The organism is Sandarakinorhabdus limnophila DSM 17366 (assembly GCF_000420765.1).
GTDB lineage: Bacteria > Pseudomonadota > Alphaproteobacteria > Sphingomonadales > Sphingomonadaceae > Sandarakinorhabdus > Sandarakinorhabdus limnophila.
Genome location: NZ_ATVO01000010.1, coordinates 19,211 through 41,668, shown reverse-complemented (window position 1 = coordinate 41,668; position 22,458 = coordinate 19,211). Strand labels below are relative to the sequence as shown.

The following is a 22,458-nucleotide window of genomic DNA, read 5'->3' as shown; positions in this document are numbered from 1 at the left end:
CCATGCGTCGCGCCATCCTGGCTTTTGTTGCCCTGCTGTTGCTGGTGGGGGTGCCGATTGTGCTGGCGCCATGGTTTGGCTGGGGCAACACGGCCGCCCCTGCGGTTTCGTTCGAGGTAAAGCGCGGTGCCAGCCTGGCGAGCGTGGCACGCGATCTGGAAGAGGCCGGTCTCGTCTCGTCTGCCGGTGAGTTCCGCCTGCTCGCCCGTGTGCTGGGCAGCGATGCGCCGGTGCAGGCCGGGCGCTATCGGTTGCAGCCCGGTGCGGCATGGGGCGACATGCTCGCCGCGCTGCAGAAGGGCGAGGTGGAGCGCTTCACCGTCACCATTCCCGAAGGCTGGCCGGCGGTGCTGGTGGCAGAGCGGCTGAATGCGGTGCCGGGCCTGAATGGCAAGGCGAGCGTTCCGGCGGAAGGCAGCATCTTGCCGGACACGTACGAATATCAACCCGGCGAGGACCGCGCCGTGGTAATGAAGCGCATGCAGACGGCAATGACCAAGACCCTGGCTGATCTGTGGCCCAAGCGCACGGCGCGCGCCGTGGTGAGAAGCCCGGCCGAAGCCATTGTGCTGGCCAGCATCGTCGAAAAGGAAACCGGCAAGGCCAGTGAGCGCCGAACGATTGCAGGGGTTTACAGCAATCGGTTGGCGGTAGGCATGAAGCTGGATGCCGATCCGACCGTGATTTACCCGATCACCGCCGGCAAGCCGCTTGGCCGCCGCATCCGCCAATCGGAACTGCGCCGCGACACCGGCTACAACACCTATCTGAAACCCGGCCTGCCCAAGGGTCCGATCGCCAATCCGGGGCGGGACTCGATCATGGCCGTGCTCGATCCGGCAGAGACGGACGCGCTCTATTTCGTGGCCGATGGCAGCGGCGGCCATGTGTTTGGCAAGACGTTGGCCGAACACAACGCCAATGTGGCGCGCTGGTTTGCCCTGCGCCGCCAGCGCGGTGAGATGTGAGCCGCCGATCCTTCCCCAACAACGCGCGCAGGGCGGCTCCGAAACGCCGCAAGGCCGGGCCGCTGATGTGGCTGGCGCGCATCGCGGCGCTGCCGGTACTAGCGTGGACGCTGGGCCTGATCTGGTTCAGCCTTACCCTGCCGGGGCCGGCGCCGCTCGCCGTGAAAAGCGACGGCGTGGTGGTGTTAACCGGCGGGGCCGGGCGCTTCCGGCGCGGGCTGGCGGTGGTGGAGGCCGGCGCGGCGCGGCGCATGCTGGTATCGGGCGTGGGCGAGAAGACCAGCCGCCGCCAACTCGCTGCAGCCTTCGGGGTGGCAACGCGCCGGCTGCGCTCCACCGATCTGGGCTATGAAGCGGTCGATACGCGGTCGAACGCCGAAGAGACCGCGCGCTGGGTGGCAAAGCATCAGTACACGTCGATCCGACTGGTAACCAGCGCCAGCCACATGCGCCGCGCCCAGCTGGAATTGTCGCGCGTGCTACCTCCGCAAGTGAAGGTGCTTTCGGACGCAGTGCCATCAGAACCCAAGGCGCCGGGGCTGGCGTTCGAATATTCGAAGTGGCTGCTGCGCCGGGGTGCGCTGCTGGCGGGGGCGGCGTGATGCGGCATAACCCGCTGGCAACTCTCCTGGCTCTGGTTCGCACCATCATCTTCCAGATCATGTTCATGGGCGGATCGTTGATTTTGGTGCCGCTGGCGCTGCTGCTGGGGCTGCTGGGTTCGGGGGCCAGCCTTTATATCGGTCCGAAGCTGTGGGCGGGCTGGTTTCGGCTGTGCAGCCGGGCCATCACCGGCATTCGCATCGAGATCGACGGCGAAATTCCGCAAGGCCTGCAGTTGTTTGCGCTGAAACATGAAAGTGCGCTGGAAGCTATTCTCACGCTGTGGTGGTTCGAACGGCCGGCGGTGGTCATGAAGCAGGAATTGCGCAAGATCCCGATCTGGGGCCTGGCCTCGGCCCGGCATGGTTCGATCTTCGTCGATCGTTCCGGCTCGGCCGGGATGCTGCGCGAGATGATGCGGCAGGCGCAAGCTGCGGTGGGCAGCGGGCGGCCGGTGGTGATCTTCCCGGAAGGCACGCGCGTGGGTGTGGGCGAAACGCCGCCGCTCGCCGCCGGCTTTGCAGGGCTCTACAAGATGCTGAAACTGCCGGTGGTGACTGTTGCGCTGGACAGCGGCAGCGTTTGGCCGAAAAGCTTTATCAAATATCCCGGCACCGTGCACATGAAGGTGGGCGCTCCGATCCCGCCCGGCCTGCCGCGCGGCGAAGTGGAGGCCCGCGTGCACGCCGCGATCAATGCACTGCAGGCAGAGGGCCGCATATGAAACGCCGATGGCCGCTGTTGTTGAGCCTGTTGCCGCTGCTGGTGGGATTGGCGGCCTATGGCTATTTCTGGCGCGGCTGGGCGGCGGATTTCGAAACCACGCTGGCCGGCTGGTTCCCCGGCCGGCACGTGCAAGTGACGGGTTTCCCCTATCGCATGGAAGCCGAACTGGCCGGGGTGACACTGGCGCACAATGGGGGAACCAGCGTGGCGCTGGCGGTGGACAAGCTGCGGCTCAACCGCGGGCCGTGGCGGCCGGAATTGACCGTGCTCCAGGCCCAGGGCGTGGCGCTGACGGCGGGCGCGGCCGGCCTGCAGGCCCGGGTGGAGGCGGCATCGGCCACGGCGAGCCTGAAGATTGCGCCGGATGCGGCCGGCTTGAACCGGCTGGCGCGGCTTTCCATCGTGCTCCCCGGCGCGCGCGGCAATAGCGGCCTTGGCCCCGATTTCCGCGCCGACAGCCTTGAACTGCACATTCGCGAAGTGTTTCCTGCCCAGCTTGCCCGTCCGCGCCTGGCCCAGCATGGCCAGTTGGTGATTGGTGCCACGGGCTTTGCGCTGGGGCAGGGCGCGCCGATCAGCCTGGCCGCCGACGTGACGGCGCGCGCCGCCGGCCGCCTGGACGATTATCGCCGCTGGGCCTCAAGCGCCGGCAGCCTTGATCTGGTGATGACCGGCAGCGACGCCACGGGCGAAATCTTCAAGCTGGATGCGACTATCGTGCCGCTGGGAACAGGGACACGGCTGGCGGGCGCCATCACAACGGTCTGCCCGATGGCCGTGCAGGCGGCGCTGAATGGCACCGTGCCGCCGGCTGAACAGCGATTGCGCAGCGCGGTGCGGTTGGCGCTGGAAACGTCGTTGCCGGCGGGCGGGGCGGTGGCCTTGTCGGGCATCACGGCCGATCTCGCCACGCGGGCGCGGCGCGGCCGGGTGCCGGCCTGCCCCAGATTGCGCTGATCCTTAGCGGTGAACAGCAAAACGGCCACCCGCCAGGCTGGCGGATGGCCGTGCTGTTGCGTCAGTCGCTGATTACTTGCCAATGCCGATGGCGATTTCGCTCACCCAACCCTTGGCGCCCAATTCGTCGGCCACTTCCCAGAAGCCGCCTTCCTTGTTGCCGGTGGGATAGAGCATCGCACCGCCGTCGAGCGGCTTGATCACCTTGGCGTTCAGCGCCGGGCCGGCAAACATGCGGCCCGGGTTCTTCATCACCACGGCGCGTTCGGCCTGCGGGCCGCCAGCAGCGGCTTCGAGGCCACCCAGATCGCTGACCAGTTTGGTGAAGGCATCGAGATAGGCCAGCGCAATGACTTGGCCGATTTCGGAATCGGCATAGCCGCTGGCACCGCCGGCCCCTAGGAAACCGCCGGCAAAGATGCCGCCACCGGCGCCAAAGCCCACATCCGTCTTGGTGGCCTGGCCTTCGGTGACGAATTCTTCCGACGACTTGTTGTTGACGACTTCCAGCGTGACGTTGGCCGAGCGCTTTTTCACGTCAAGCCCGCGTAGCAGGGCGCCGCCAACGCTCGGCACGAACGCACCGAGCAGGCCGCCGATCTTGAAACCGCCCTTGTTGCGGTTGGCGGTGACGATGTTGGGAATCAGGGTGAAATCGGCTTCCACCATCTGGCCTTTGCCGATGGTGCCGCCGCCGCGGGTTTCACCACCGGAGGCGAGGGCGCGTTCCTGCTGCATCGCGGCCATGCCGCGCTGCGAACGGTTGACCAGGCGGAAGCAGCCGGATTTCTGGGCATGGACGCGCAGCAAGGCTTCGGGTGAACCAAGGCCTAGGCCTTCCCACCAGCGGGTTCGGGATCGCTGATCCCCATGGTGCCCAGCGCCTTGGTGCACCGGGGCAGTTCGGCGGTCTTGGCGGCGCGGGCCTTTTCAATGCCACCCTTGCGGCCGGCATTGATCTGCGCAGCGGCCGGAACGGCGGTGAAGGCCACGGCGGCGGCGGACATCGCGGCCACAGTCTGAATGAAACGCTTCGTCATGAGATCCCCCGAAATCAGGCTCTGGTTGCGCAGCGGCCGTTTTCGGCCTGCCGCGCGGTTACGCGACCCCAATATTGTGGAAAAAGTTATCTAATAGTTGCAATTATAAATACGAAGTTCCATAATCAGTAAATTTTATGCCCTGCGCGCCGCCCGGTTTACCGGCCAAAATCGGGCTTATCGGTGTCCTGGCCTTCGTCGATCACCTGGCGGCGGATGGCGCGGGTGCGGGTGAACAGATTTTCCAGCGTGTCGCCTTCGCCCCAACGGATGGCGCGTTGCAGCGCCACCAGATCTTCGGTGAAGCGCCCCAGCAGTTCCAGCACCGCCTCGCGGTTGTTGAGGAACACGTCGCGCCACATCACCGGATCAGACGCGGCGATGCGGGTGAAATCGCGGAAACCACCGGCGGAATATTTGATCACCTCGGCTTTGGTCACCTGTTCCAGATCGCTGGCGGTGCCAACGATCGAATAAGCGATCAGGTGCGGCAGGTGGCTGGTGACGGCGAGCACGCGATCATGGTGGGGCGCATCCATCAGATCGACCTTGGCGCCCAGCCGCCGCCAGAATTCGGACAAGCGCTCCACCATCACTTCATCGGCGCGCGGCGGCGGCGTGATGATGCACCAGCGGCCCTTGAACAGGCTGGAAAAGCCGGCATCCGGCCCAGATTTTTCGGTGCCAGCCACCGGGTGGGCGGGGATTACGTGCACGCCGGGCAGGGCGGCGCCCAGCACCTTCAGCACGCTTTCTTTCACCGAGCCGACGTCGCTCACCACCGTGTCGGGCGCCAGTTCCGGCCCGATTTCGGCAGCGACTTCGGCCATGGCGCCCACCGGCACGCACAGGATGACCAGATCGGCATCCACCACAGCCGCGCCAGCGCCATCGGCGACATCATCGGCGATGCCCAGTTCGGCCACGCGTTCCCGCACCGCCGCGCTGGCATCGCTCACCGTCAGCTGCACCGTGGGCATGGCTTCGCGCACGGCGCGCGCGAGGCTTGAGCCGATCAGGCCCATACCGATGATGGCGACGCGCGCGAACGGCAGCATCAGGCCGCGCCTTCCACATAGTCGCGCAGGGCGGCGGCGACGGTGCGGGTTTCGGTTTCGGTACCGATGGAGATGCGCAGACAGCGCGGCATGTTCTGCGCGGCGAGATAACGGCAGATGATGCCGTGATCGAACAGATACTGGTTACAATCAGCCGCCGTGACCGGGCCGCCTTCCGGAAATTCGATCAGGATGAAGTTGCAGGCCGACGGGATGGCGCGCAGGCCGGCGTTGCCCAAGGCGACGATTTCACCCTCCAGAAAGGCGCGCAGTCGGATGGTTTCGCGACGCACCATGTCGAGGTGGGTATCGTCTGCCAGCGACGCCACGGCAGCAGCCTGGCCGGTGGTGGTGACGTTGAACGGCCCGCGCACACGATCAAGCGCGGCGATGATCGGCAGCGGCGCCACCGCCCAGCCGATGCGCTGCGCGGCAAGGCCGTGGATCTTGGAGAAGGTGCGGGTGACGATCAGGTTGGGAAGGCTCTGCGCCAGCGTCAGGCCGTCTTCATAGTCGCCTTCGACGAATTCGGCATAGGCACAGTCCAGCACCAGCACGACATCGCTGGGCGCGCCCGCGATCAGCCGGCGGATGTCGGCGGCGGGCAGCAATGTGCCTGTCGGGTTGTTGGGATTGGCGATGTAGATGACGCGGGTGGCCGGTGTGACGGCGGCCAATATGGCATCGATATCGCCGGTATAATCCACATCCGGTACCACCACCGGCGTCGCGCCGACGCGGCGAGTGGCGCCTTCGTAAACGGCGAACCCGTGGCGCACGTGGATGATCTCGTCGCCCGGGCCAGCGAAGGCGCTGGCGATCATGTGCAATATTTCATCGCTGCCGGTGCCGCAGATGATGTGGGCCGGGTTCACGCCATATTTGTCGCCCAGCGCCTCACGCAAGCTCGTGGAGGCCGGATCGGGATAGCGATGGCCTTGCGCAATCACATCCTGCATTGCCGCGACGGCCATGGGCGATGGCCCCCACGGATTCTCGTTCGAGGACAATTTGGCCACCACGGGCGTGCCGGCGCTTGATTTGCCGGGCACATAGGCGTGCATGGCTTCGATCCAGGGCTTTATCTGGGGTGCGGCGTTGGTCATGGTGCGCCGTTAGCGAAATTCGCTGGCACAGTCACCCCTTCGCCATTATTCCCGCGCCGCAATGGATGAACATTTTGGCCTTGATCGCCGCGTGACGCTGCCCGGGGATTTCCCGCTGGCGGGCGGCGGTGTGCTGCCCGAACTCACCATCGCCTATGAAACCTATGGCAAGCTGAACGCCAACGCCACCAACGCCATCTTGGTGTGCCACGCGCTGACCGGTGATCAATATCTGGCCAGCGCCCACCCCGTTACGGGCAAGGCCGGTTGGTGGACGCGGCTGGTGGGGCCGGGCAAGCCGGTCGATCCCGAACATTGGTTCGTGATCTGCGCCAATGTGCTGGGCGGCTGCATGGGCTCCGCCGGGCCATCGAGCATCGATCCGCGCTCTGGCCAACCGTTCGCAATGAATTTCCCGGTGATCACCATCGCCGACATGGTGGAAGCGCAGGCACGTCTGCTTGATCATCTTGGCGTTGGCACGCTGGCGGCCGTCATTGGCGGATCGATGGGCGGCATGCAGGCGCTCACCTGGGCGGTGAACCATCCGGCGCGGGTGAAGAAGGTGGTGGCGATTGCCACCGCGGCCCGCCACAGCGCGCAGAATATTGCCTTCCACGAAGTTGGCCGGCAGGCGATCATGGCTGATCCGATGTGGGCGGGCGGTGCCTATCCGGCCGACAAGCCGCCGGCAGCCGGCCTGGCCGTGGCGCGCATGGCGGCGCACATCACCTATCTGTCCGAAGAAGGGCTGACCGAGAAATTCGGCCGCCGCCTGCAGGATCGTGATGCGGTGTCGTTCGGGTTCGACGCGGATTTCCAGGTCGAATCCTATCTGCGCCACCAGGGCCTGAGCTTTGTCGAGCGGTTCGACGCCAATTCGTACCTCTACATCACGCGGGCGATGGATTATTTCGATCTGGCTCAGCCGCATGACGGCAATCTGGCGCGGGCCTTTGCCGGGGTGCAGAGCCGGTTCTGCCTGGTCTCCTTCACCTCCGACTGGCTGTATCCCACCACCGAAAGCCGCCGCATCGTGCGGGCGCTGAACGCGGCCGGGGCCCCGGTGTCGTTTGTGGAGCTGGAAAGCCCGTTCGGCCATGATGCCTTCCTGCTCGACGCGCCGGAAATGAACCGCGTCGTCAACGGGTTCCTCACCGCATGACGGGCCAAAAATGACTCCAGTTCCGCTGCGCCCGGATCTGGCCGCCGTGGCCGCCGCCGTGCCGGCAGGCGCGCGTGTGCTCGATATCGGTTGCGGCGATGGCCAGTTGCTGGCCTGGTTGCGCGACACCAAGGGCGTGGAAGGCCGCGGCATCGAGCTCGATCCCAGCGACGTGGCCGCCGCCGTGGGCCGTGGCCTTGCCGTCGTGCAGGGCGATGCCGATACCGATCTGGCCGATTATCCCGATGCCGCATTCGACGTGGTGATCCTTTCGAACACGTTGCAGGCGATGCAGCGGCCGGCGGATGTGCTGGCGCAGTTGGTGCGCATCGGGTGCAGCGCCATCGTTTCCTTCCCCAATTTTGGCCATTGGCGGGTGCGGCTGGGCCTGGCGCTGTCTGGCCGCATGCCTGTCACCCGCAGCCTGCCGGTGAGCTGGCACGAGACGCCGAACATCCATTTCTGCACCATCGCCGATTTCGAGGCGCTGGCGGTGGAGATGGGGCTGACGGTGGAGCGCCGCGCCGGGCTTTCATCGGGCCGGCAGGTGGCGATTTGGCCCAATCTGCTGGCGGATACCGGAGTATTCGTCCTGCGCCGATAGGCTATCGTGGGGCGGTGGACGACGATCTTGATCCCGAACTGATCCGCTTCCTGCGCGAAGAGCTGGGGCATGAGCTGCCCTCGGCACGCGAATGGGCGTTCACCGGGCCGTTGTGGATCTGGAAGGGCAAGGCGGCGGACGGCAAGCCCAGCCCGATGAGCTGGCATTTCCTCACCATCACCGGCGATGTGGCGGCTGGCATCCGCGCGGCGGCACCGCGGCGATCAGCGGCGTGGGGATCGGTGTATGTGAAGGTGACACTGCGCGGCACCAGTTGGGCGACGTCGGTGTTTCCGTCGAAAGATGTGAGCGGCTATCTGCTTCCGGTGAAGGCGGCGGTGCGGAAAAAGGAAGGCGTGGGCGAGGGGGATGTGGTGACGGTAGAGCTGTCGCTCTAGATCGCCATCTGTGTTTGCGTCGTCACGCTGGCCAGCTTGCCTTCGGCGCTCTCCACCCGCGTCACCCACACGCTGGTGCGCCGGCCCACGTGCAACGGCGTCGCGGTGGCGACCAGCGTGCTGCCCACCGGTATCGCCCCTATCATGTTGGTCTTCGATTCGATGGTGGTGGTGGTCTTTGCGCCTTCGGGCAGCACCTGGAACGCGCCAACCGCGCCGGTGAAATCCGCCAGCGCCATCAGGAAGCCGCCGTGGGCGGTGTCGCCGCTGGTGCAATATTCCGGCTTGATAAGGGCGTGGACGACAATGCGATCCCGGCCCAATTCCTTGATGGTCAGATCAAGATGGGCGGCAAACGGCACCATCTGCACAACCGCGGCGAGAGTGGCTGCGTCCATCAGTTGATCAGCCGGGGCACCATTGCCGGATCGGCCGCGCCGACCAGCACCGGCTTCTGCCAATCGGTCTTGGCCACCAGCACGACGTGGTGGCGTTCGGGCAGGCTCTCCACTCGCCAGTCCAGCACTTCGAACATGGCTTCATCCAGCCGCAGTTGCAGCGGTTCGCGCAGCCAGCCGATATCCTTGATATGCCACGGCCGCCGCGCCCGCACGATCAGCACGGCGAGACCAGCCGGCGAAAGCACGCGCCACAATTCGCGCAGCATCAGCCGTGGCTGGATCAACGGGGCCGACAGCAGCACCTCGTCGAATAGCGCTTCGTGGAAGGGCAGGTGATGCGGATCGGCGCGCACGGTGCCGGGGCGCAGTTCCTCGTCACTCGCCGCCACGCAGGCGACATGTTCCCAGCCTTCCAGTGCCAGCCCGATCCGTTCCGGCGGCTGGCCCAGCACCAGCAGTCGCCCGTTGGGATGTTCGGGGCGATGGCCGGCAAACAGCCGCTCGATGGGGGTGGCTTCGCGGATCAACATGGGGCTCAGCGTTCGACGGCGAGCGCGATCCCCATGCCACCGCCGATGCAAAGCGTGGCGAGGCCCCTCTTGGCATCACGGCGGCCCATTTCGTGCAGCAGCGTCACCAGTACGCGCGCACCCGACGCACCGATCGGGTGGCCGATGGCGATGGCGCCGCCATTGACGTTGAGCTTGGTGGGATCGAGGCCCAATTCCTGGCCCACTGCCAGCGCCTGGGCCGCGAACGCCTCGTTGGCTTCGACCAGATCGAGGTCAGCCACGCTCCAGCCGGCCTTGGCCAGCGCCTTGCGGCTGGCCGGCACCGGGCCGATGCCCATCACGGCGGGATCGACGCCAACGCTGGCAAAACCGGCGATGCGCGCGAGGATGGGGGCGCCGCGGCGATTGGCCTCTTCCTCGCTCATCAGCACCAGCACGGCGGCGCCGTCGTTGAGGCCGCTGGCATTGGCGGCAGTCACCGTGCCGTCCTTCTTGAAGGCGCCGCGCAGGCCCGAAACGCTGTCCAGCGTGACGCCGTCGCGGATATATTCGTCGGTATCCACCACCACGTCGCCCTTGCGGCCCTTGATGGTGACCGGCGCAATCTCGGCGGCGAAGCGCCCGGCAGCGCGGGCGGTACTGGCCTTGTTCTGGCTGGCGACGGCGAAATCATCCTGTGCAGCGCGGCTGATCTGATACATTCCCGCGACGTTTTCGGCGGTGATTCCCATGTGATAGCCGTTGAAGGCGTCCCAAAGGCCATCCTTGATCATCGTATCAACCAATTCCATGTGCCCCATCTTCTGACCCGAGCGCAGGGCCTGGGCATGGGTGGAAAGGCTCATCGATTCCTGACCGCCGGCCACAACGATGCCGGCATCGCCATTGGCAATCGCCTGGGCGGCCATGGCGACGGCGCGCAGGCCGGAACCGCAAACCTGGTTGACCCCATAAGCCGGCGCTTCCAGCGTGATGCCGGCGGCCATGGCGGCCTGTCGCGCCGGGTTTTGGCCCTGCGCTGCTGTCAGCACCTGGCCCAGAATCACTTCGCTCACTTCGCCGGGGGCCACGCCGGCATCGGCCAGCGCCGCTTCAATCGCCGCCTTGCCGAGCAGATGCGCTGGGGTGCTGCCGAAACTGCCCATGAAGCTGCCCACGGCAGTGCGGCGGGCGGCGGTGATGACGATGTTGGTCATGGAGATCCCCTGGCTGTGCGAATCGTTTGACGCAGATTAGGCCAGTTTGCTGCGCTGCACCATCACGCGCCGCCTAGGAAATCTGCCAGCGGTTCCCACAACAAACCGCGCGCGCGGCGGCCGACGACCATGCCGACATGGCCGGCATCGAGCTGCAGTGCCGTGCCGATGCCCAGCGCGGACAAAGCCGCTTGCGGTGGGACGATGCGATCAGCGCCGGCGATGAAATCCAGGATGGGGGCGGCGATGGCGGTGGCGTCCACGCCGTCCCACCGGCCACTGGCGTACAGCGCGGCCAGATCCTGCACGGCGGCCAAGCTGAGTGGCGCGCCGCCGTTGGCCCAATCTTCCAGTTGCACAAAATCAGCCAGATCATCGGCATTGGCCGTGGCGAGTCGCGCATATTTGGCCACCAATCCGGCGGGATCGAGCGACCAGAAGGCCGATTGCAGCAGATCGATCGGCAATTGCCCCATGGTCTGCGCCAGTGGCTGCGCGCTGGCCCACCACTCCGCCAGCGCGGCGCGTTGGCCGTCGCCATAGCCGGCGAAGTGCCACGGCGTCGCGATCAGCGCCAGGCGGGTGATTGGTATGTGCGCCGCAAGTGCCAGCGCCAGCGTGCCGCCAAGGCAATAGCCCAACATGGCAACGGGTTGGCCCAGTTTCTCCACAAGCGGTGCGAGGCGTACGTTGACCAGCGACGCAAGGCCAAGCGGTTCCGGCGAGTCGCCCCAATCGATGATCAGTGGATTGAGGCCGGCTGATTCAAGGTGCGCCATCAGGCTGCGGCCGGGCAAATCGAGCACATGCGCCGGGTTTATCAGCGACGGCACGATGACGACCGGGCGCGGGCCGGGCGTGCCGCGCAGGGAAACTTCCCCAATGCGGGCGACCTCCGGGCGCTTGGGCGGCGACGCCGGGCGCGGGGCCTGCTGGTAGCGGGCAAGGCCAGCGAGCGCCGTGGCGAGTCGCGCCGGATCATCGGCGCAGACCGCCTGCAGCGTGGCGAGGAAGATGGGGAGCGGGTGAGGGCCGGGGGAGCGGGTCATGGGGTGGAGATGCGGCATTGCACCGCAACATGCCATTTGCTACGCAAATATGGATAATTTATTTCGGGAGCTTCCATGGCCAATGCCTCTTCCTCCCCCGGCGCCAAGGCCGGCACATCCAGCCAGGCGCCTGTGATTATCAAGAAATACGCCAACCGGCGGCTCTACAATACCGAAACCTCAAGTTACATCACGCTCGATCATCTGTCGGAAATGACGCGCCATGGTCGTGATTTCCAGGTGTTCGATGCCCGCAGCGGAGATGATATCACCCGATCCGTCCTTACCCAGATCGTGATGGAAGGCGAAGCCGGGGGGCAGACCATGCTGCCCACGTCGTTCCTGCGCCAGATCATCGCGCTCTATGGTGATTCGATGCAATCAATGGTTCCGCATTATCTCGAAGCCTCGATGGCGGCCTTTGCGGAGAATCAGGCGATGTTCCGCAGTGCCGCGCTGAAGCCGTTTGAACAACTGGCGCGGCAGAATCTGGCGATGTTCCAGGCCGCAACCGAAATGATGACCGGCGGCCTGCTGCGCGAAGCGGGCGGCAAGCCGGCGGAGAAATCCGGCGAGAAGCCGGCGCCCGCGGCCGATGAAGTGGCCCAGTTGAAGGAACAATTGGCCGCCATCCAGTCCCGCATCGATGGGCTGAAGGGCTGAGCCAGTCCCCATGCGCGAATGCCCGGCAATCGCAGTAAACGAAAGTTTCGTGACAGTCTTTTTGGGCCCGTTTCACCGCTTGCCGCTGAGCCTTCACAGGTTTAAGGGGCGCCGAGGGAGAGGTCTTGCCGGAGGGGTCTGGCGGGGCGGAGGTTCGGGGCTGGCTGTTGTCCCGTGAAGGGCGGCAGGCCGGCACCGATTATGGGGTGTTGGTATGAAGAGCGAATCATATGGTGCGTTTTCCGGGCCGAGTACCAACGATGATGGGGTGCTGATCGTGCCAGCCGACGGTGATGATCTGCCGCCAGACTATCGTCCAACCGCAGGCGAGGAGTTCATGAACCCGCGCCAGCTGGCGTATTTCCGCAAGAAGTTGCTGATCTGGAAAGACGAGATTCTGAAAGAATCGGAAGCGACGCTGGAAGCCCTGAGGGCCGAACCATTGCGCGAACCCGATCTGACCGATCGTGCCGCCAGCGAAACCGATTGGGGTATCGAACTGCGCACCCGCGATCGCCAGCGCAAGCTGATTTCCAAGATCGATGCCGCGCTGCGCCGCATCGAAACCGGCGATTATGGCTGGTGCGAAATGACCGGTGAACCGATCAGCCTGCAGCGGCTGGAAGCCCGCCCGATTGCCACCATGACGATCGATGCCCAGGAACGGCACGAACGTGATGAGAAGGTGAGCCGCGACGAGTAAGAAAAAAGGCCGCGGCCCCGGTGCAAGATCCGGGGCGCGGCCGATGTTATGCCATCATTGCCCAGTCTTCAGTGGCTGGTGCCGATCTCATCCTTGAGCTTGAGTTTTTCCCGCTTCAACCGGCGCAAGGTCGTCGGATCGGGCAGGGGCCGCTTCAATTCGGCGGTAAGGCTGGCATCCAGCCTGGCATGACGGGCAATCAACTGTTCCCGGTGGGCATTGGCCATTGGCACATTCCCTTTTTACATCCCCTGCCAGCAACGTCTGGCAGCGGGATGCGAGAGTGCATCACGTTCCCGCTGCCCTGTCCATGCCTGAAACGGAAATTCATCGCCGGTTTGGGATGATTTCAGCGCAGCGCGACGGCCCCCCTTGCCGGCCGACATGAAGAGCGGTTAACGCAGGAAGACAGCCGCGCTCTCGCAGGCGCAGCGGTGGAGGAGCGTTCAGCGTGGATGAAGTCGAGATCCGCGACCGGATCGAGATGCTGAAGCAGGATCATCGCGACCTTGATGCCGCGATCGACGCCCTGCGCCTTTTGCCCATGCCCGACATGATCCAGTTGCAGCGCTTCAAGAAGAAGAAACTGCTGCTGAAGGACGAAATCGCCATGCTCGAGGATCTGCTGATCCCCGACATCATCGCCTGACGGAGGGATCCGGTGCGCCAGGTGCTGTTCCTGCTCTGCCTGGTTGCAGCGCCGTTGTATTCGCAGGAGGTGCCCGCCAGTGACGAACCGTGCCTTGCTGCCGCGCAAGCCGACCGGCCTGGTCGCAGCCAGCTTGTCCGCTGTGACAGAGCCATCCGGCAACCCGACGTGGCGGCGCCGCAGCGCCTTGCCATGCTGATGAACCGCGGCATCGCCCTGCTGCGCGCCGGCAAGCTGGACAAGGCGGAAAGCGATTTCGATCTGGCCATCCGCTCTGCGCCGGGCCTTGCTGAAGCGTGGATCAACAAGGGCGTTGTGCTGGCCCGCCAGCCCGGCCGCGAGGCCGAGGCGGTGGCGCTGATCAGCCACGGCATCGAAATCGGGCCGAAAGAGCCGGCGCGGGCGTTCTTCGCGCGGGCGCAGGCGCTGGAAGTGGCCGGCCGGCTGAAGGAAGCGATGGACGATTATGCCGCCGCCGCCAGAGCCGATCCAAGCTGGCCGGCGCCCGCCGAGGAACTGAAACGGTTCCGCGTCGAGCGCCGGAAGGTGCTGAGGGGCTGATTATTCCGCAGCGAGGTGGGTTTCGTCCGTTACCGGCAGCGCATCCACGGCAGCAGAGATTTCCACCCTGCGTGGCTTCTTGTGTTCCGGAATCTCGCGCACCAGCTCGATGTTGAGCAGGCCATTCTCGAAGCCGGCGCCGGTCACCTTGATGGTGTCGGCCAGCTGGAAACGGCGTTCAAAGGCGCGCTTGGCGATGCCGCGGTGCAGGAACAGGCGTTCCTTTGCATCGGCTTCCGGCGCGGCCTGGCCGACCACGATCAGCATGTTTTCCTGTACCGTGATGTCCAGTTCATGGCGGCCGAAACCGGCCACCGCCATCTGGATGCGATAGGCGCCGTCGCCCAGCTTTTCGATATTGTACGGGGGGTAGGCGTCGCCGGGTTCGACGCGCCCGGCCATTTCCACCAATCGGTTCAGATTCTCGAATCCGATGGACGAACGCAGCAAGGGAGAGATATCAAATCCACGCATGGCAAAATCCTCTTCAAGCAAAGATGCCGTTGATCCCGCCCACCATGGGCCGGGAGGCGCCGGCGCCCCATCTGGCAGCTTCGGCAATTTCAATTTGGGCAGCGTTGGTGCGGTTTCAAGAGGCCGCAAATCACGGCGCGTGGTGCCGCTGCGCGATCATCTTGATGCGCTGTATCGCGATACCATCGCCGTTTCTGAAGCCGCCCGTCGCTGGTTTGACGGGCCGGGCCGGCTGTGGCGCGAGGAATTGCCGCCTGGGCCGCGGTTGGCCGCATCGATGGAGGCGCTTGGCGTCACAACAAGATTGTTGGCCGTGATGAACTGGTTGCTGCGGCCTGATCATTATGGCGAGGTGACGGTAGTGGGGCCGATCGATTGCCCCGAACTGCCGCCGTTGCCCGCCGATCACCCCTTGCTGGCCACCGATGGGGGCCCGATTGCTTTGGCCAGCCGCAAGGTGCTAGCCCGCGCCCACCAGCTTGCCGCTTTGAATGGAGAAACGCCTTGAATCCCTTCCACCTTGCGATCCCGGTTGATGACCTTGCGGCTGCCCGCCAATTCTATGGGGCCGTGCTGGGCTGCCCCGAAGGCCGGTCTTCGGAAACCTGGATCGATTTCGATTTCCACGGCCACCAGTTGGTGGTGCACAAGGCGCCGAAATCCGCGATCCACCGCAACCCGGTTGATGGCGACAGCGTGCCCGTGCCGCATTTCGGCCTGGTGATGGATTGGGCCGGCTGGGAAGCGCTGGGCAACCGCATTCGCCACGCCGGCCTGGCCTTTGAAATGGAACCGCATGTGCGCTTTGCCGGCAAGCCGGGGGAACAGGGCACGTTCTTCCTCTTTGATCCAGCCGGCAACGCGCTGGAATTCAAGGCGATGCGCCACCCGGAAAATCTGTTCACCAAGCAGGCGTGAGGTGATGGCCGGAGCAGGGCACGTCGCCACACCCGGCTAACAATCGCAGGCATCTGGGTTAAAACCCTTCCGATGCGACCCGACACTCCCTCTGCCGTCCCGGCGGTGGCTACCTCTGTTTTGGCAGCCACCGGACTTGCCCGCGCCGTGCCCCTGGCCGGAGGCGGGCGGCGCAGCCTGTTTTCGGGGGTGAATATCGCGCTGGCACCGGGTGAGGTGGTGGCGATCACCGGCGAATCCGGAGTGGGCAAATCGACTCTGTTGAACGTGATCGCCGGGCTGGATGCGCCCGATGCCGGCGAGGTGCTGATCGGCGGCAAAAATGTCGCTGCGCTGGCCGAGCCGGACCGGGCCCGTTTGCGCGCCTTGGCGCTGGGCTTCGTGTTCCAGGCCTTTCATGTGCTGCCGCACCTTTCACTGGCCCGCAACGTGGCCCTGCCGTGCTTGCTGGCGGGCATGAACGCCGCCGATGCGCTGGCCCGGGCGGAGGCGACTCTGGCCGAAGTGGGCCTGGCCGGGCGCGGCGGTGACTGGCCGGCGGTGCTTTCGGGCGGGGAATTGCAGCGGGTGGCCATCGCGCGGGCGCTGGTCCATCGCCCCGGGCTGGTGCTGGCCGATGAGCCGACCGGCAATCTCGATCCCGAAACCGCAGGCCGTATCCTCGATTTGCTGTTGGCGCAGGCGCGTGATCGCCAGGCGGCCGTGCTGATCGTCACCCACAGCGAGATGGTGGCGGCGGCAGCCGATCGCGTGTTGCGGCTTTCGGCCAGCGGCCTCGTTCCGGCTTGATGCAAAACTGGGTGCCAACCCGCTGGCTGCCAACGCTCTGGATTCTTTCCGGCGAATGGCGCGCGCATCCGGTGCGGATGGGCCTGGCCGTGCTTGCGATTGCGGTGGGCGTGGCGTTGGGCTTTGCGGTGCACATGGTGAACAGTGCGGCGCTGGCCAGTTTCGGCCGCGCGGTGGCGAGCGTGCAGGGCCGGGCCGATGTGGCGGTGCGGGCACGATCAGCGGCCGGGCTGGAAGAGGGGCTTTATCCCAAGCTGGCGCGGTTGCCCCAAGTGCAGGCGATCAGCCCGGTGGTGGAATTGACCGCCAGCTGGGGCAAGCTGGCGCGGCCGGGATCGAACGCAAAAGGCGGCCGGTTCACGCTGATCGGGCTTGATCCGCTTCGGGCGATGGGCGTGACGCCGGGGCTCGTGGGCCTGTCGCGCGCGGGCCAATCGGGCGTGGGCAGCCGCCCGGCATGGCAAGGCGATGCCGTTTGGCTCTCGCCGGCGTTGCAGCGTGCCACCGGGTTGCAGCCGGGCGACGCCTTCACGCTCACGGCGGCCGGGCGTCAGGCGCAGTTCAGGGTTATGGGACGGCTGGCGGCAGCGGGCGATGACGCCCAGATCGCGGTGATCGACATTTCGGAGGCGCAGTGGCGCTTTGGCCAGATGGGGCGCCTGCACCGGCTTGATCTGAAACTGGCGGAAGGCGCCGGTGCGCGCGCGGCGGTGCAGGCGGTGTTGCCCGCCGATGCCGTGCTGGCAACGCCGGAGGCCGAGGCAAGCCGCGCCGATGCGCTGAGCCGCGCCTATCGCGTGAACCTGGGCATGCTGGCGTTGGTGGCGCTGCTCACGGGCGGGTTCCTGGTGTGGTCGGCGCAGGCGCTCAGCGTGGCGCGGCGGCGGCCGCAATTTGCGCTGCTGAGCGTCTTGGGTCTACCGCGGGCGGGGTTGGTGCGGCAATTGCTGGCCGAGGGGTTGCTGCTGGGTGTGGCCGGCGCCGTGATCGGCGTGGCGCTGGGTTACGGGCTGGCGACTTTGGTGGTGGAACAGTTCGGCGGTGATCTGGGCGGCGGCTATTTCAGCCGAACGCAGGCCCGGCTGGGCTTTGATCTGCCCGCTGCGTTGCTGTTTGGCGGGCTGGGCCTGGCGACGGCACTGGCCGGCAGCATTTCGCCGGCATTGGCCGCCGCCCGCACAGCCCCGGCGCAGGCGCTGAAGGGCTTGGGCGATGCCCTCGATCCAGCCAAAGCCCCGCGCGCCTGGCCCAGCCTTGTCCTCTTGGCGGCGGGCGGATTGGCGGCTTTGGGGCCGCCGGTGTTTGGTTTGCCGCTGCTGGGCTATGCCGCGATGGCGTTGCTTCTGGCCGGGGGCGTGGCGTTGATGCCGGCGCTGGCGCGACTGCTGCTGGCGCCGCTGGCCCGGCGGGGAGCCACATGGCTGCCGCTCGATCTGGCGGTGCGGCGGTTGTGGGGCGTGCCGCAGGCCGCCGGGCTGGCGCTGTCGGGTATTGTGGCGTCCACCGCGCTGATGGTGGCGATGGCGGTGATGGTCGCCAGTTTCCGGCAGAGTGTCGATGATTGGCTGGTCGCGGTGTTGCCGTCTGATCTCTACCTGCATCTGGAAGGGGCGGAGGCGGGCGGGCTGGACCCCCAAGCGCAGGCGCGGCTGGCGGCGGTGCCGGGGTTGGCGCAGGTGCGGTTCCAGCGGGTCGTTTCGGTGCGTATTGATCCGGCCAGGCCGGCCGTGGCCGTGATGGCGCAGGGCGGCCATGCATCGGTGCCGTTGATTGCCGAGACAGACGCCGCAGCGCCGGCGGGCACGACCCGCGCGCTGATTTCGGAGCCTTTGGCCTGGCTTTATGGTTGGCGGCAGGGCGAGGTGCATGAACTGGTGATCGGTGGTGTGCCGCGCCGGCTGTTCGTGGCCGGCACCTGGCGCGATTATGCCCGGCAATGGGGGGCGATTGTCGTGCCGCTTGAGGACTATCGCCGTTTCACCGGGGATGCGACCGCGACGGAAGCAGCGTTTGATCTGAATCCCGGCGCCGACGCGCGCGCGGTGCAGGAGGCCTTGCAGGCGGCGCTGCCGGTGGCCGTGCAGGGCCAGGCGCAGTTTGGCCGCCCGGCGGAGATGCGGGCCGTGGCGCTGACCATTTTCGATCGCAGTTTCGCTGTCACCTATGCGCTCGAAGCCATCGCCATCATCATCGGGCTCATTGGGGTGGCGACCAGCTTTTCGGCGCAGGTGCTGGCGCGGATGCGCGAGTTCGGCATGCTGCGCCATGTGGGCGTGCCGCGCCGGCAGATATTGCAGATGCTGGGGCTGGAAGGCGCCGGGTTGGGGCTGATCGGCGCGCTTTCCGGCCTGTCGCTGGGGTTGGTGATGGCGCTGGTGCTGGTGCGCGTCGTCAACCCGCAGAGCTTCCACTGGACGATGGATTTGGCGCTGCCGTGGCCGCTGCTGGCCGGGCTGGTGGCGGCATTGGTGGCGTGCGCGGGCGGCACGGCAGTGGTGGCCGGGCGGCGCGCGCTGGGCAAGCGTGCCCTGCTGGCGGTGCGGGCGGATTGGTGATGCTTCGGCTTTTGCTCCTCCTCTTGGCTCCACTGCTGCTGGCGGCAACGTTCGCGCCGGTGCGGCCGGGTGTGCCGCTGCGCTTCCCGGTTGATCACGGCGCGCATCCCGATTTCCGCACCGAATGGTGGTATGTCACCGGCTGGCTGAACACGGCACAGGGCAGGAAGGGGTTCCAGATCACCTTCTTCCGCACGCGGCCGGACATCAACACGGCAAACCCCTCGGCCTTTGTGCCGCGCCAGGTGATCTTTGCGCATGCGGCGCTGGCCGATCCTGCGCACGGCAAGCTTCGCCACGCCGCCCGCATCGCGCGCGCGGGCTTTGGCCTCGCCAATGCGCGGGTGGGCGACATGGATGTGACGCTCGACGATTGGCGGCTGTGGCGCGGCAAAGATGGCCGATTGCATGTCAAGCTGGCCGGGGACGGCTTCGCCTTCGATCTGGCCTTCACGCCAACCCAACCCGTCATCCTGCAAGGGAAGGCCGGCTTCAGCCGCAAGGGACCGGGCGTGGGCGAGGCCAGCCATTATTACAGTTGGCCGCATCTGGCTGTTGCCGGGCGGTTGGACGGGCAGGCTGTGACCGGCACCGCCTGGCTGGACCGCGAATGGTCGAGCACGCTGATGAATTCCCGCGCCGTGGGCTGGGATTGGTTGGGCCTCAACATGGATGATGGCAGCGCCGTCACGCTGTTTCGGATGCGTGACAAGGCTGGCGCGGCGCTGTGGGCCGGCGGCAGCCACCGCAGCAAGAGTGGTGTGTTGAGCGTGCTAAATCCGGAGGATGTGCGCTGGCAAGCCGGCGGCTGGTGGCAATCCCCGCGCAGCAAGGCGCGCTGGCCGGTGCGGCCCGTGGTGGCGCTGCGGGTTGGGGGCAATTGGCGCGAACTGCCGGTGACGCCAATGATGGCTGATCAGGAACTGGACAGCCGGATGAGCGGCGGGCCGGTCTATTGGGAAGGCGCTGTCACCGTGCCGGGCGGGCGCGGCTATCTGGAATTGACGGGATATGCAGCACCCCTGAGAATGTGATGTTGCGGATGTGAGCTTTCAGGCGCTAACAGCCGCACAGGCAGGGGTGCCGATGATCGTGGGGATACAAGTGACTGAAACCGGCCTGATCGCGCCTGAATTTGCGCCCGCTGCCCCGCGCGGGCTGTGCACCGATTGCGGCGTGTCGCGCACGTCCACCCCCACGGATTGCGGCACCGCCTGCCAGTTCATCAAGCCCGACTATGCCGCCATGGAAGCCGCCGTGCATGGCCGCGCCCGCGATGAATCGCGGCCGGATGAGCTGTTCTTCGGCCCGTTCCAGCGCATGGCCAAAGCCCGGCTGAAGCAGCCCAGTGAAGGCGCGCAATGGACTGGCATCACCAGCCGGCTGGGTGAGCGGCTGCTGGAGACCGGCGCGGTCGAAGCCATCCTCACCATGGCGCCCGACCCGGATGACAAGTGGAAGCCGCGCCCGGTGATGGTGACGAAGGCCGAAGCCATGGCCCAGGTGCGCGGCATGCGGATGGGCTATGCGCCGCTGCTGGCGCTGCTGGAACCAGCCCGCGCCGCCGGGTTCAATCGCATCGGCATCATCGGCATCCCCTGCCAGATCCACGCGCTGCGCCGGCTGGAGGCCAAGCTCGGCTTCGAGCGCATCTATGTGATCGGCACGCCGTGCAGCGACAACACGACGACCGCGAATTTCCATGAATTCCTGGCGCTGCTTTCCGACAAGCCGGACAGCATCACCTATCTGGAATTCAAGGCGAATTATCACGTGGAGCTGCGGTTCGATAACGGCAGCAAACGCGAAGTGCCGTTCCTGATGCTGCCGTTGTCTGATCTGCGGCCGGATTTCTTCCCGCTCACCTGCCGCACCTGCGTGGATTACACCAACAGCCTGGCCGATATCACTGTGGGTTACATGGGCGGCACCGGCGAACAATGGCTGCTGATCCGCAATGATCGCGGTGCCGAACTGCTCGGCCTGTTGGGGGACGAAGTGGCGCTCACCGAGCCTGACGACAATGGCAAGCCCGATGGGTCAAAGCGTGCCGGGCCGGTGAAGGGCTTCATGGCCAATACCGAGCGCGCCGCCGGCGGCTTGCCGTTGCGCCGAATGCCGAAATGGGTGCGGCCGATCGTGGGCAAATTGATGCCGCTGGTTGGCCCCCAGGGCAAGGAATTCGCCCGCACCCGGGTGGAGATGAAGGCGATCGAGACGATCTTGCACCTGCGCCGCGAAGCGCCGGGCATGATGAAGAACATGATCCCGCCGCACGTGTGGAAACTGGTGGCGCGTTACGGGCTCGTGCCGGAGACGGGCGAGACGAAGGAGGGTTGAGGGGCCGGCTCAGGCCAGCCCCACCGCCTTCAATGTCAGGTCCCACAGGCGCTCGTTGCGCGCCTCGTTGGTGCCGCGCGCTGACAGCGGCTGCGCGAACGGCATGCGGCCTTGCTTCTGGCGGTTGCCCCAGCTCCAGTGCACGCCGGATTGGCTGGCGAAGGCCGGATCGGCGATCACCTGCGCGGTGCGGTCTCCGGCCAGTGGCTGGCTCACATAGCCCTTGGTGATGTTCTTTTGGAACCACGGGAAGATCGTACGGAAGGCTTGCGGCGTGTCGCGGAACAGCGCGGTATCAGCGACGCAGCCGGGATAAAGCGTGTTGAACACGATGCCTGTATCGCCCCAGCGCTTGTGGAACTCGCGGTTCATGATCATGCACGCCAGCTTGCTGTCTTTATAAGCCTTGCCGGGCTTGAACGGCTTGCCGTCGATCATCGCAATGGGCGCCTTGAAGCCTGCAGCCAGCCCGGCCAGATCGCCGAGTTCAGCCGGCGCCGGGATCGGCACCTTGCCGCCGAATTCCTCGCTGTTGGCTGTCACCGTTCCCAGCGTGATCAGGCGCGGCGGCGAGGGCAGGCGGCCCTTGGCCTTTTTCAGATCATCAAGCAGCAGATGCGCCAGCAGGAAGTGGCCGAAATAATTGGTGGCAACGCTGATTTCATAGCCTTCGGGGGAACGCATCGGCGCTTCGAGGCGCGGCAGATAGACTGCGGCGTTGAGCAGCAGCGCATCAAGTGGCAGGCCAAGGCCGTGAAATTCATCGGCGAAGCGGCGCACGCTGGCCTGATCGCCCAGATCAATATGCAGGATCCGGCGCGAATCGGCGGGGATGCCAACCTCAGCGGCTGCGGCCTCCGCCTTGGCCAGATCGCGGCATGCCATGATCACCAGCCAACCCCGATCCGCCAAGGACTTGGCAGCCCACAGGCCCACGCCAGAAGAAGCGCCAGTGATGATCGCCGTTGGTTGAACAGCAGCTTGGACTGACATGGAAACTCCGTAATGTGGCCCCGATTGTGA

Annotated in this window: 28 protein-coding genes; 17 read left to right on the top strand and 11 right to left on the bottom strand. The window is 66.0% G+C overall.

Going from position 1 to position 22,458, the window contains the following annotated elements; translation table 11 throughout:
• The first annotated feature begins 2 nt into the window (after positions 1 to 2).
• From mltG to G566_RS0112525, 4 genes are read left to right on the top strand one after another with little or no spacing between them, the layout of a single operon-like run.
• Complete coding sequence (mltG, locus tag G566_RS0112540) at positions 3 to 968, top strand: endolytic transglycosylase MltG (protein ID WP_022681017.1); 966 nt, start codon at positions 3 to 5, stop codon at positions 966 to 968.
• Positions 965 to 1,570 carry a YdcF family protein gene (locus G566_RS0112535; protein WP_022681016.1) on the top strand — a complete coding sequence of 202 codons (606 nt, stop codon included), beginning with the start codon at positions 965 to 967 and terminating at the stop codon, positions 1,568 to 1,570. The genes mltG and G566_RS0112535 overlap by 4 nt, the downstream gene beginning before the upstream one ends.
• Positions 1,570 to 2,295: a lysophospholipid acyltransferase family protein gene (locus tag G566_RS0112530; protein WP_022681015.1), complete on the top strand. Its 726-nt coding sequence runs from the start codon at positions 1,570 to 1,572 to the stop codon at positions 2,293 to 2,295. The genes G566_RS0112535 and G566_RS0112530 overlap by 1 nt, the downstream gene beginning before the upstream one ends.
• Complete coding sequence (locus G566_RS0112525; RefSeq protein ID WP_022681014.1) at positions 2,292 to 3,254, top strand: hypothetical protein; 963 nt, start codon at positions 2,292 to 2,294, stop codon at positions 3,252 to 3,254. Before G566_RS0112530 ends, G566_RS0112525 begins: the two co-directional genes overlap by 4 nt.
• Positions 3,255 to 3,326: 72 nt before the next feature.
• Here G566_RS0112525 and G566_RS15520 read toward each other — a convergent pair whose 3' ends face one another.
• From G566_RS15520 to hisC, 4 genes are all read right to left on the bottom strand, one after another.
• A complete protein-coding gene (locus tag G566_RS15520) occupies positions 3,327 to 4,064 on the bottom strand; it encodes a CsgG/HfaB family protein (protein WP_156874526.1) in 738 nt (245 codons plus the stop codon).
• 20 nt (positions 4,065 to 4,084) lie between these two features.
• Positions 4,085 to 4,294: a hypothetical protein gene (locus G566_RS15515; RefSeq protein WP_156874525.1), complete on the bottom strand. Its 210-nt coding sequence runs from the start codon at positions 4,292 to 4,294 to the stop codon at positions 4,085 to 4,087.
• Between the two features lie 158 nt (positions 4,295 to 4,452).
• Complete coding sequence (locus G566_RS0112515; protein WP_022681013.1) at positions 4,453 to 5,352, bottom strand: prephenate/arogenate dehydrogenase family protein; 900 nt, start codon at positions 5,350 to 5,352, stop codon at positions 4,453 to 4,455.
• A complete protein-coding gene (gene hisC, locus G566_RS0112510; RefSeq protein ID WP_022681012.1) occupies positions 5,352 to 6,458 on the bottom strand; it encodes a histidinol-phosphate transaminase in 1,107 nt (368 codons plus the stop codon). Before hisC ends, G566_RS0112515 begins: the two co-directional genes overlap by 1 nt.
• 61 nt (positions 6,459 to 6,519) lie before the next feature.
• On the opposite strand from hisC, the gene metX reads away from it, so the two are divergent.
• Genes metX through G566_RS0112495 form a run of 3 tightly spaced genes read left to right on the top strand, consistent with a single transcriptional unit; the run spans position 6,520 to position 8,625 of the window.
• Positions 6,520 to 7,623, top strand: a complete 1,104-nt coding sequence (metX, locus tag G566_RS0112505) for a homoserine O-acetyltransferase MetX (RefSeq protein WP_022681011.1) — start codon at positions 6,520 to 6,522, stop codon at positions 7,621 to 7,623.
• A 10-nt stretch (positions 7,624 to 7,633) separates the two neighbouring features.
• Entirely contained in the window at positions 7,634 to 8,227 is a 594-nt protein-coding gene (gene metW / locus G566_RS0112500) for a methionine biosynthesis protein MetW (protein WP_022681010.1), read from the top strand.
• Positions 8,228 to 8,241: 14 nt separating this feature from the next.
• On the top strand, positions 8,242 to 8,625 hold the full coding sequence (locus G566_RS0112495) for a DUF1905 domain-containing protein (RefSeq protein ID WP_022681009.1): 384 nt from the start codon (positions 8,242 to 8,244) through the stop codon (positions 8,623 to 8,625).
• Here G566_RS0112495 and G566_RS0112490 read toward each other — a convergent pair.
• From G566_RS0112490 to G566_RS0112475, 4 genes are all read right to left on the bottom strand, one after another.
• Positions 8,622 to 9,023: a PaaI family thioesterase gene (locus tag G566_RS0112490; protein ID WP_022681008.1), complete on the bottom strand. Its 402-nt coding sequence runs from the start codon at positions 9,021 to 9,023 to the stop codon at positions 8,622 to 8,624. The genes G566_RS0112495 and G566_RS0112490 overlap by 4 nt on opposite strands.
• Complete coding sequence (locus tag G566_RS0112485) at positions 9,023 to 9,556, bottom strand: class I SAM-dependent methyltransferase (protein ID WP_022681007.1); 534 nt, start codon at positions 9,554 to 9,556, stop codon at positions 9,023 to 9,025. The genes G566_RS0112490 and G566_RS0112485 overlap by 1 nt, the downstream gene beginning before the upstream one ends.
• 5 nt (positions 9,557 to 9,561) lie before the next feature.
• On the bottom strand, positions 9,562 to 10,734 hold the full coding sequence (locus G566_RS0112480; RefSeq protein WP_022681006.1) for an acetyl-CoA C-acetyltransferase: 1,173 nt from the start codon (positions 10,732 to 10,734) through the stop codon (positions 9,562 to 9,564).
• A 62-nt stretch (positions 10,735 to 10,796) separates the two neighbouring features.
• The gene (locus G566_RS0112475; protein ID WP_029131644.1) at positions 10,797 to 11,783 is read right to left on the bottom strand and encodes an alpha/beta fold hydrolase; all 987 of its coding nucleotides are present in this window, start codon (positions 11,781 to 11,783) and stop codon (positions 10,797 to 10,799) included.
• Positions 11,784 to 11,858: 75 nt separating this feature from the next.
• Here G566_RS0112475 and phaR point away from each other — a divergent pair, with 75 nt between their 5' ends.
• Entirely contained in the window at positions 11,859 to 12,446 is a 588-nt protein-coding gene (phaR, locus tag G566_RS0112470; RefSeq protein WP_022681004.1) for a polyhydroxyalkanoate synthesis repressor PhaR, read from the top strand.
• Positions 12,447 to 12,660: 214 nt separating this feature from the next.
• Positions 12,661 to 13,149, top strand: a complete 489-nt coding sequence (gene dksA, locus G566_RS0112465; protein WP_022681003.1) for an RNA polymerase-binding protein DksA — start codon at positions 12,661 to 12,663, stop codon at positions 13,147 to 13,149.
• Between the two features lie 68 nt (positions 13,150 to 13,217).
• On the opposite strand, the gene G566_RS15180 is transcribed toward dksA, so the two are convergent.
• Positions 13,218 to 13,376: a YdcH family protein gene (locus G566_RS15180; RefSeq protein ID WP_022681002.1), complete on the bottom strand. Its 159-nt coding sequence runs from the start codon at positions 13,374 to 13,376 to the stop codon at positions 13,218 to 13,220.
• Between the two features lie 224 nt (positions 13,377 to 13,600).
• Here G566_RS15180 and G566_RS0112455 point away from each other — a divergent pair, with 224 nt between their 5' ends.
• Together G566_RS0112455 and G566_RS14440 are read left to right on the top strand one after the other, a co-directional pair.
• Complete coding sequence (locus G566_RS0112455; protein WP_017668309.1) at positions 13,601 to 13,798, top strand: YdcH family protein; 198 nt, start codon at positions 13,601 to 13,603, stop codon at positions 13,796 to 13,798.
• A gap of 12 nt (positions 13,799 to 13,810) precedes the next feature.
• Positions 13,811 to 14,359, top strand: coding sequence for a tetratricopeptide repeat protein (locus tag G566_RS14440; RefSeq protein ID WP_022681001.1), 549 nt, complete (start codon positions 13,811 to 13,813; stop codon positions 14,357 to 14,359).
• On the opposite strand, the gene G566_RS14435 is transcribed toward G566_RS14440, so the two are convergent.
• Positions 14,360 to 14,833 (bottom strand): Hsp20 family protein, encoded by a 474-nt coding sequence (locus G566_RS14435; RefSeq protein ID WP_022681000.1) that lies wholly within the window; start codon positions 14,831 to 14,833, stop codon positions 14,360 to 14,362. It lies immediately after the preceding gene.
• Positions 14,834 to 14,972: 139 nt separating this feature from the next.
• Between G566_RS14435 and G566_RS14915 the strand changes: the two genes are divergently transcribed.
• The 6 genes from G566_RS14915 to G566_RS0112415 all read left to right on the top strand — a co-directional run bounded on the left by G566_RS14915 (position 14,973) and on the right by G566_RS0112415 (position 21,435).
• On the top strand, positions 14,973 to 15,341 hold the full coding sequence (locus tag G566_RS14915) for a DUF1465 family protein (protein WP_022680999.1): 369 nt from the start codon (positions 14,973 to 14,975) through the stop codon (positions 15,339 to 15,341).
• The gene (locus G566_RS0112435; RefSeq protein WP_022680998.1) at positions 15,338 to 15,751 is read left to right on the top strand and encodes a VOC family protein; all 414 of its coding nucleotides are present in this window, start codon (positions 15,338 to 15,340) and stop codon (positions 15,749 to 15,751) included. The genes G566_RS14915 and G566_RS0112435 overlap by 4 nt, the downstream gene beginning before the upstream one ends.
• 105 nt (positions 15,752 to 15,856) lie before the next feature.
• Complete coding sequence (locus G566_RS0112430) at positions 15,857 to 16,540, top strand: ABC transporter ATP-binding protein (RefSeq protein WP_243442453.1); 684 nt, start codon at positions 15,857 to 15,859, stop codon at positions 16,538 to 16,540.
• Positions 16,540 to 19,095, top strand: coding sequence for an FtsX-like permease family protein (locus G566_RS0112425; protein WP_022680996.1), 2,556 nt, complete (start codon positions 16,540 to 16,542; stop codon positions 19,093 to 19,095). The genes G566_RS0112430 and G566_RS0112425 overlap by 1 nt, the downstream gene beginning before the upstream one ends.
• A complete protein-coding gene (locus tag G566_RS0112420; protein WP_022680995.1) occupies positions 19,095 to 20,129 on the top strand; it encodes a lipocalin-like domain-containing protein in 1,035 nt (344 codons plus the stop codon). The genes G566_RS0112425 and G566_RS0112420 overlap by 1 nt, the downstream gene beginning before the upstream one ends.
• Positions 20,130 to 20,181: 52 nt before the next feature.
• The gene (locus G566_RS0112415) at positions 20,182 to 21,435 is read left to right on the top strand and encodes a Coenzyme F420 hydrogenase/dehydrogenase, beta subunit C-terminal domain (RefSeq protein WP_022680994.1); all 1,254 of its coding nucleotides are present in this window, start codon (positions 20,182 to 20,184) and stop codon (positions 21,433 to 21,435) included.
• A gap of 9 nt (positions 21,436 to 21,444) precedes the next feature.
• Here G566_RS0112415 and G566_RS0112410 read toward each other — a convergent pair whose 3' ends face one another.
• A complete protein-coding gene (locus G566_RS0112410; protein WP_022680993.1) occupies positions 21,445 to 22,428 on the bottom strand; it encodes a protochlorophyllide reductase in 984 nt (327 codons plus the stop codon).
• Between the last annotated feature and the right edge of the window lie 30 nt (positions 22,429 to 22,458).